This window comes from Methylobacterium sp. B1 (genome assembly GCF_000333255.1).
Classification (GTDB): domain Bacteria; phylum Pseudomonadota; class Alphaproteobacteria; order Rhizobiales; family Beijerinckiaceae; genus Methylobacterium; species Methylobacterium fujisawaense.
On sequence record NZ_BACT01000507.1, the window covers coordinates 1 to 7276 of the forward strand.

The window sequence follows — 7276 nt, forward strand, 5'->3', positions numbered from 1 at the left end:
ACGGGCGCAGGCCCTTCACGATCTCGATCGTGTCGGGGATCGACGGCTCGTTGACGTCGATCTTCTGGAACCGGCGCACCAGGGCGCGGTCCTTCTCGAAGTACTGGCGGTACTCCTTGTAGGTGGTCGAGCCGATGCAGCGCAGCGTGCCCGAGGCCAGCGCCGGCTTGAGCAGGTTCGACGCGTCCATGGCCCCGCCCGAGGTCGCACCGGCACCGATCACCGTGTGGATCTCGTCGATGAACATGATGGCGTTCGGGTGCGCCTCGATCTCCTTCATCACCTGCTTGAGGCGCTCCTCGAAGTCGCCCCGGTAGCGGGTGCCGGCGAGCAGCGTGCCCATGTCGAGGGAGAAGACGGTCGCGTCGGCCAGGACCTCCGGCACCTCGTGCTGGATGATCTTGCGGGCCAGCCCCTCGGCGATGGCGGTCTTGCCGACGCCCGGGTCACCCACGAGCAGCGGGTTGTTCTTCTGCCGGCGGCACAGGACCTGGATGGTCCGCTGGACCTCGGTCTCGCGGCCGATCAGCGGGTCGATCTTGCCGTCGCGGGCCTTCTTGTTGAGGTTGACGCAGTAGGCGTCGAGCGCGTCGCCCTTCTTCTTCGCGCCGCCGCGGGGATCCCCCTCGTCGCTCGGGCGCTCGGCGGCACCCTCGTCCTCGGCACCGCGCACGGGCTTCGCCTCGGAGGCGCCCGGGCGCTTGGCGATGCCGTGGCTGATGTAGTTGACCGCGTCGTAGCGGGTCATGTCCTGCTCCTGCAGGAAGTAGGCGGCGTGGCTCTCGCGCTCGGCGAAGATCGCCACGAGCACGTTGGCGCCGGTCACCTCCTCGCGACCGGAGGACTGGACGTGGATCACCGCCCGCTGGATCACGCGCTGGAAGCCCGCCGTGGGCTTGGCGTCCTGCCGTCCGTCCCCGGTGAGGTTGGAGAGTTCCGTGTCGACGTAGTCGACCAGGCTGCGCTTGAGCGTGTCGATCTCGACGTTGCAGGCACGCATGACCGCGGCCGCATCCTGATCGTCCACGAGGGCGAGCAGGAGATGCTCCAGCGTCGCGTATTCGTGCCGGCGTTCTCCGGCCAGCGCCAGGGCGCGGTGGAGAGCTTGTTCTAGGCTGCGTGAGAAGCTTGGCAAAGCTGGCCTCTGTGTGGGTGCCTACCGCGAGCGGCGCCTATTTCTTTTCCATAACGCACTGGAGAGGATGTTGGTGTTTGCGCGCGAAGTCCATGACCTGCGTCACCTTGGTCTCCGCCACCTCGTAGGTGAAGACGCCGCACTCGCCGACCCCGTTCTGATGCACGTGCATCATGATGTGGTAGGCGTCCTCGTGGCTCTTGTTGAAGAACCGCTCGACCACCAGGACCACGAACTCCATCGGCGTATAGTCGTCGTTCAGAAGGAGTACCCGGTACAGGCTCGGCCGCTTGGTCCGCGGCTTGGTGCGGGTGATGATCGCCGTGTTGGACCGGTCGTCGCCGCCAGGGGCGCGCGAACCGGACGCCGTGACCGCTTTGCGCGCCGGCCAGTGAACCTTCGTCGAACTCGCGGTGCCCTGCATGGGGACCTGTGTCATGTGCGTCGAACCGATCCCTCGTTTGGAGCGGGCGCCGCCGGCCCTGACGGCCGATCCAGTCCTGGCCTGCCGGGAGCAGCGCTCGGCTCCACGGCCGTTAATCTACAGACGGTGAGCCGACTTCGCCAGACGCCTGTGCGCACTTGTCCGCCTCGCTGATCATGCGCCAGCGGCTCACGTCTGCGCCGATCCGGGACGGGGCGCGCCGTCGAGCGCTGCCTTCGGCCGCAGAAATGCGCCGGTGAGGCCGAGGATCATGTCGCCGGCCGCGGCAGAGCGGGCCGTGGCGCGCGCCCCGGCCCGGTTCAGATATGCGGCCTGAACCGCCACGAGTTCGGCCGGGCCGCGGGCCGCCGCCAGCGCCCGCGAGGTAGCCCCGAGATCGTCGAACGCCGTCTTGAACGAGTCGGCATACGTGATCCCGAGGGTCTGGGCCGCCCGACTCACGATCCCGAACCGATGAAGGGGCGTTCTGAACCCGGAGACGACCGGGCTCAACGGAAGGGCAGGGGGCCTCTGCATCGCCGATCTCCAGACCGCCGCCGAACCTGCCGGCCACCCGTGACCGACCTCTTNCGGATCGCGCGAGAGTGTGCGGCGCGACAGCCAGCGTCAAGCTCGGGCGGGTAAGACCGTCGGCCGCAACCGGCATGGGTTGGCAGGCCGGTGACGNTCCGCGAGCGATCGACCGTAAACGATGGCCGGAACGACACGATCCGGCATTCGCCGCGATCGCATTAACGGGCCTGTAACTGCACCTGCCTAACTCTCCACTGATGCAGCGGGGCCACGCGATCGGCGGGAGGCTCTGCAGGGGATACGACCGGCCAGATCCGGTCTCGCGAGGCAATCAGGCGTGATGCGTAGCGTAGTAGGCCGCTCCCGGACGATTCCAGCGCTCCCGGCCGCGATCCTGGCCGCCGCGGTCCTGACGGCCCTGGCCTCGCCGGCCGAGGCCCGGCGCGGCCGGCACCAACACCATGCCCGGGCCACCGGCGGCTACAACCCGCCCTACGCCGCGATGGTCGTGGACGTGAAAAGCGGCAAGACCCTGCACGCGGTCAACGAGGACGCCCTGCGGCACCCGGCCTCGATCACCAAGGTGATGACGCTCTACATGCTGTTCGAGCAGATGGAGCGCGGCAAGTTCGCCCTCGATTCCGAACTGACCATCTCGGCCCACGCCGCCGCCCAGGCGCCGTCGAAGCTCGGCCTGCGGCCGGGCCAGACCATCACGGTCGAGGATGCCATCAAGGCGATCGTGACGAAGTCGGCGAACGACGTGGCCTGCGCCATCGGCGAGAACATCGCCGGCTCCGAGGAGCGCTTCGCCCAGATGATGACCGCCAAGGCCCATGCCCTGGGCATGAGCCGGACGCGCTATGCCAACGCCTCGGGCCTGCCCGACCCGGACCAGCTCACCACCGCCCGCGACCTGACCGTCCTCGCCCAGGCGATCCAGGACCGGTTTCCGCGCTATTACCGTTACTTCCAGACCCGGTCCTTCGCGTTCCGCGGCCGGGTGATCGGCAACCACAACCACCTGCTGGGCAACGTCCAGGGCGTCGACGGGATCAAGACCGGCTACACCCGGGATTCCGGCTTCAACCTGATGACCGCCGCGAAGTCCGACGGCCGCCAGATCGTGGCGATCGTGCTCGGCGGCAAGTCCGGCGCGAGCCGCGACCGGATCATGGCCGATCTCGTCCGGTCCAGCCTGCCGCGGGCCTATGCCGGCGCCCGGGTCGCGCCCGCCGTCACCGAAGTGGCCGAGCGCGCCCGCCCGGCAGTCGTCGCCGACGCGGTCTCGCGGACCCGCACGCAGGTCGCCTCCGCCGACGACGAGGATGTCGAGACCACCGGCACCACCGGCGAGCCCCTCGACCTGTCGCCCTCGAAGACGACCACGCCGGGCGGCACCTGGAAGCCCGGGCCGCAGGGAATCCCGAAGGCGGCCCAGGCCTATGCCGGCGGCGGCAATGCCCAGCCGCCCTTCCCGGGGGCGTCCAAATCCACGGCCCGGGTGGCCTCCCTCGAGCGCGACGAGCCGCCGAAGGCGGTCTCCGGCGCCCGCGTCGTCCCCACCGCCTGGGTGATCCAGCTCGGGGCCATGGACGACGAGGGCAAGGCCCGGTCGATGCTCTCTGAGGCGCGTGCCAAGGTGGGGGGCAGCCTCTCCAAGGCCGCACCCTACACCGTCAAGGTCGAGCACGGCGGCACCACGCTGTTCCGGGCCCGCTTCTCGGGCTTCGCCGAGCAGGATTCCGCCCAGGAGGCCTGCTCGGCCCTGAAGCGCAGCGGCTTCAGCTGCTTCGCCACCCGGAGCTGAGGCTCCGGAGACCGGCCGGCGCGCCCGCGCGCCGACACGGAACGGCCGCGACCGAGTTCGTCCGCGGCCGACGATCGGTATCTCTCTGACAACGCGCGTGGAGTTCAGCGATGTCGGTTCAGAAGCCTGTCCCGGGCCGCGTTGACGCGCGCCGCCCGCTCGGCGCTGCCTCCCTGGTCGGGGTGAGCCCGCTTCATGAGAGACCGGTGGGCCGACCGGATCTCCTCAGCGGTCGCCCCGCGCTGAAGCCCCAGGACCTGGTACGCCTCCTCCTGCGTCATCGTCCCTGGGTTCGCCGGACGGCGCGGCCGCGGGTCGCGATCGCGCTCAGCGTCTACACGCCATCCGGGCGCCCGGCGGTCGAGATACGGCTCTAACAGGGCGGCGCCCGCGGCGTCGCGAAGGCGGCAGAGCCGGAGCAGCTCGACCACGGCACCGGTCGGCATGGCGTCGAGCGACGTGCCGGCGCTTGGCCCGGCGATGACCCGGCCGGTGCGCAGGCTGCCGTCCGGGCGCAGGAGCGCGTCGATCAGGGTCGTGCGGAAGCGGCGATCCGCAGGATCGCGGGGCCCCTGACCGGGGTCCGGCCGGATCAGGCGACGGAGCCGCGCGGTCATCGCGGCCTGCCCCTCGATCAACCAGACGCCGCTGAGCCCGAGCAGCGCCGCCAGGACGAAATTCCCGCGCAGGAGCAGGAACCCGGCGGCGAGCAGCGCGAAGGCGCCGAAGGTCGGCAGCCGCACACGTCCGAGGGCTGAGCCGAAGGCTGAGCCGAGGCCTGCCCCGAGGCCGCGCCTGATCCGTCGGCCGAGACCGCCGTTCTTGGACAGCCACCACAGGGTCAGGCAGGCGAGCAGGCCGGCAAACAACACCATCGCTCAGCGCCGCACGCCATAGGTGGCGGAGGCGCTCCCGCCGATCTGGATGCTGGTCCCGTCGCCCAGGTCGAAGAAGCCGGGACGGCGCGGCTTCGGCGGGCGGACGTCGGCGTCGCAGCCGGGCTGCGGCGGGAGACGCACGCCCTCGGGCAGATTCTCCGGGCAGAGGCGCGCGCGCGCCGGCGGCTCGCCGGCCTGCGCCGCACCGGCGAGGAGGATGACGGGGAGGGCCAGGCGCAGGCGCGTCATTGCCGGTTCTCCGCAACGTCAGCCGTGGTGACGCGGACCTGCCGGATCCGGCTGTCGCGCACCACCTTCAGGGTCACGCCGGCGCCGAGGCCGGCTTCCTCGATGGCCGCCGTCAGGTCCGCGAGCCGATGGACCGGGCGGCCGTTGGCCTCGACGATCACGTCGCCGATATCCCCGGTCTGCGGGTCGACGCCGCGCAGCCCGGCCTGCGCGGCGGGGGAGCCGGGCAGCACCCGCACGATCACAACGCCGTCGATGCCGAGCCGCGCGGTGGCCGCCTCCTGGGCGGCGATGATGCCGATGCCGGGATTGCGCACCCGGCCGGCCTTGATCAGCTCCGGCACGATGCGGTTGACGACATCGACGGGGATCGCGAAGCCGATCCCGGCGCTGGCGCCGGATGGCGAGACGATGGCGGTGTTGACGCCGATCAACCGGCCCGCGGAATCGAGGAGGGGCCCGCCGGAATTGCCTGGATTGATCGCCGCATCCGTCTGGATCACGCCGGACAATTCGCGCCCCTCGCTGGTCGGCATGCGCCGCCGCACGGCGCTGATCACGCCGGTGGTCAGGGTGTGGTCGAGGCCGAACGGGTTGCCGATGGCGAAGGCCGATTGCCCGACCTTCAGATCCGCCGAGGTGCCGATCGCCAGCGGCGGCGGCATGTGCCGCACCCGCCCGAGTTGCAGGACGGCGAGGTCGTAGGACGGCGCCAGGCCGACGAGGGTCGCGGGGACCACCTCGCCGTCGCCGAGCCGGACGGAGACCGATCCGCCGCTCTGCGCGGCGTTCTGCACGACATGGGTGTTGGTGACGATGTGGCCGGCGCCGTCCCAGACGAAGCCGGTGCCGGTCTGCGTCCCGCCCTGGTCGCCACCCTGGTCGTCGAGGTCGAGCAGGTCTCGGTTCTGCGCCGCCCCCTGCGCGAAAACGTGAACGACGGACGGGCTCGCGCGCTCGAACAGCGCGACGGTCGAGGTCTCGGCCGGCGCCAGATCGCCGCGGGCCATCACCGCCCGCGGCGTGTCGGCGGAGTAGAGCAGCGGTTGCAGGTAGGGTTGGGCGACGTAGAGCGCCAGCAGGACCAGGACCGCGGCGAGGACGATGCGCACGGTACGATCCGGCACGGGTGTCTCCGAAAGAAGCGCGAAGGCAGGCCCTCGACGGGCGGAGCCTTAAGTGCGCGTTCAGGATCGGGGCGTCAACACAGAGAGGCGCCGCCGCCGACAGGCTCCTGACGTGTTCTGGCGCACGTCGGCGACCGGTGCAGACTGGCTAACGGAATGGTCACCATTCAGGAGCCACAATTCTCGCAAGTCCAGGGCAGCTCAGCTGTGCTCAATACGGACATGGAACACCGAACCCCGCCCACGCTCGTGCCTCGGCACCGGGTGCTGGCTTCGAAAACCGCCCGAATTGATCGCAAAGCTGCCGCAGAGATGCTTGCATTGACGCTCAGACCCTCGATCGCCACCGCTCCTCGGCCCAGTCCGGCGGCGGCGATCTGAACGGTCCAAAACGGTTCGGAAGGACGAGTACCCATGGAAACCGAAGCTCTGGAACGGCCCGCGGATCTGACGATCTGGCGCACGGCCCCGGCGAGCGCCCCGCTTGCGCAGCCCGAGCGCTACGACACCCTGCGCGAGGCGATCGCGGCCGCGGCCGGTGCCCTGGCCGACCCGGCCAAGCAGCCCTGGATCATCACCGAAGAGGGCGAGATCCTCTCGCCGAACTGGATCCGCACCTACCTGAACTGACGCCCGGCGCGACGAAGAACGGGGATACCGGGGATGGCGGCGCGAGCCCCGCCCCGGCCCTGCGCGGGCTCGGTGAGCCCTCCCGGTGATGGCGTCGGCGCCGCTGTCCTGGCACGCGGCGCGCAGCAACCGCGAGCACCACGTTTCCGAACGTCCCGAAGGCAAGGGTCGCGACGCGCGTCACGACCGTGAGGGCTCTGATCGCCCGAAGGCGCCGACCCCGGCGCCGATCACTCCGCCGCGTCCGGCTGGCGAAACCCCTCGATCCCGATCTGGTCGGGGTTGATCGCGTGCAGCGCCCGCCGGGCCGCCTCGAGGGGATGTTCGGCCTCGATCCGCACCGAGGTGAGATCCGGGCTCTTATAGACCGTCACGATCGTATCCATCACCTCGGTCAGCGTGGTGCGCTTGTCCTCGGGGGCGGCGATCAGGAGCTGCAGCCCCCAGGCCCGGTACAGATCGACCAGCGCCTGGCTGTTGCGCACGTCG

The 7276-nt window shown here is 70.5% G+C and carries 9 protein-coding genes; 2 read left to right on the forward strand and 7 right to left on the reverse strand.

From position 1 onward, the window contains the following. From I53_RS14920 to I53_RS14930, 3 genes are all read right to left on the reverse strand, one after another. Nucleotides 1-1135: AAA family ATPase (locus tag I53_RS14920; protein WP_043352016.1), on the reverse strand; the 1135-nt coding region annotated here is incomplete at its 3' end. A 37-nt stretch (nucleotides 1136-1172) separates the two neighbouring features. Further along, complete coding sequence (clpS, locus tag I53_RS14925; RefSeq protein ID WP_043352001.1) at nucleotides 1173-1559, reverse strand: ATP-dependent Clp protease adapter ClpS; 387 nt, start codon at nucleotides 1557-1559, stop codon at nucleotides 1173-1175. A 189-nt stretch (nucleotides 1560-1748) separates the two neighbouring features. After that, the gene (locus I53_RS14930; protein WP_251982324.1) at nucleotides 1749-2021 is read right to left on the reverse strand and encodes a phasin family protein; all 273 of its coding nucleotides are present in this window, start codon (nucleotides 2019-2021) and stop codon (nucleotides 1749-1751) included. Nucleotides 2022-2433: 412 nt separating this feature from the next. Here I53_RS14930 and I53_RS14935 point away from each other — a divergent pair, with 412 nt between their 5' ends. After that, complete coding sequence (locus I53_RS14935; protein WP_043352005.1) at nucleotides 2434-3903, forward strand: D-alanyl-D-alanine carboxypeptidase; 1470 nt, start codon at nucleotides 2434-2436, stop codon at nucleotides 3901-3903. 104 nt (nucleotides 3904-4007) lie between these two features. On the opposite strand, the gene I53_RS14940 is transcribed toward I53_RS14935, so the two are convergent. From I53_RS14940 to I53_RS14950, 3 genes are read right to left on the reverse strand one after another with little or no spacing between them, the layout of a single operon-like run. Further along, nucleotides 4008-4778 (reverse strand): DnaJ domain-containing protein, encoded by a 771-nt coding sequence (locus I53_RS14940; protein WP_043352007.1) that lies wholly within the window; start codon nucleotides 4776-4778, stop codon nucleotides 4008-4010. A gap of 3 nt (nucleotides 4779-4781) precedes the next feature. Beyond that, the gene (locus I53_RS14945) at nucleotides 4782-5030 is read right to left on the reverse strand and encodes a hypothetical protein (RefSeq protein WP_043352009.1); all 249 of its coding nucleotides are present in this window, start codon (nucleotides 5028-5030) and stop codon (nucleotides 4782-4784) included. Next, nucleotides 5027-6157 carry a S1C family serine protease gene (locus tag I53_RS14950; RefSeq protein WP_043352011.1) on the reverse strand — a complete coding sequence of 377 codons (1131 nt, stop codon included), beginning with the start codon at nucleotides 6155-6157 and terminating at the stop codon, nucleotides 5027-5029. The genes I53_RS14945 and I53_RS14950 overlap by 4 nt, the downstream gene beginning before the upstream one ends. A 414-nt stretch (nucleotides 6158-6571) precedes the next feature. Between I53_RS14950 and I53_RS14955 the strand changes: the two genes are divergently transcribed. Beyond that, nucleotides 6572-6787, forward strand: a complete 216-nt coding sequence (locus I53_RS14955) for a hypothetical protein (RefSeq protein ID WP_043352013.1) — start codon at nucleotides 6572-6574, stop codon at nucleotides 6785-6787. Nucleotides 6788-7017: 230 nt separating this feature from the next. On the opposite strand, the gene I53_RS14960 is transcribed toward I53_RS14955, so the two are convergent. Next, nucleotides 7018-7276: hypothetical protein (locus tag I53_RS14960; protein WP_148291149.1), on the reverse strand; the 259-nt coding region annotated here is incomplete at its 5' end.